1 protein-coding gene is annotated in these 537 nt (G+C 67.0%); it reads left to right on the forward strand.

Features of this window, described 5'->3' with window-relative positions; genetic code table 11:
- Positions 1 to 219: 219 nt before the first annotated feature.
- Positions 220 to 465, forward strand: a complete 246-nt coding sequence (locus MKK75_RS09800; RefSeq protein ID WP_244042397.1) for a hypothetical protein — start codon at positions 220 to 222, stop codon at positions 463 to 465.
- The last annotated feature ends 72 nt before the right edge of the window (positions 466 to 537 follow it).

The following is a 537-nucleotide window of genomic DNA, read 5'->3' on the forward strand; positions in this document are numbered from 1 at the left end:
AGGCGGTCCCAGCGGCCTTCGTACAGGATCCGTTAACCACGCCGCGCCGTCATACCCTCAGCGATCGGCTCCGGCCACGCGCCGGGAGAGCAGCACCGGGGCCTGATACCACCTTGGCCTCGGTGCGGTTCCGCCGGTCCAGTCGCGATGATCGGACGCGATTGCGGCCAAGCTTGAGCCCGGCTAGAGGCGCTGCCTCGGGCTGTCGTGGGAGCAGGAATGAGCGATGTCGTGGCCGCTCTCCTACTGGCGCTGGCGGCCGAGAATGCCGAGCTGCGCGATCAACTGGCCTCGGCCCAGGACATGCTCGTGGAGACCGCAATCGACGCCGGCAACATGCACGCCCTCGTCGAGGCCATGACGACCGAGCGGGACGCGTGGCGCGAGGAGGCCGAGCGTGTGCGGTACGACCGGCAGCGGCGTAGCCTCGAGCGGCAACCATCAAACAGCCTAGTGGCTTTTTGATCCCAGGCTACCAATCCGTGCATAGATCGGACCGACCGTCATGGCGCCGCAGCGTAGGACCTATCGGGTAGA

It is taken from the genome of Methylobacterium sp. J-030, from assembly GCF_022829545.1.
Lineage (GTDB): Bacteria > Pseudomonadota > Alphaproteobacteria > Rhizobiales > Beijerinckiaceae > Methylobacterium.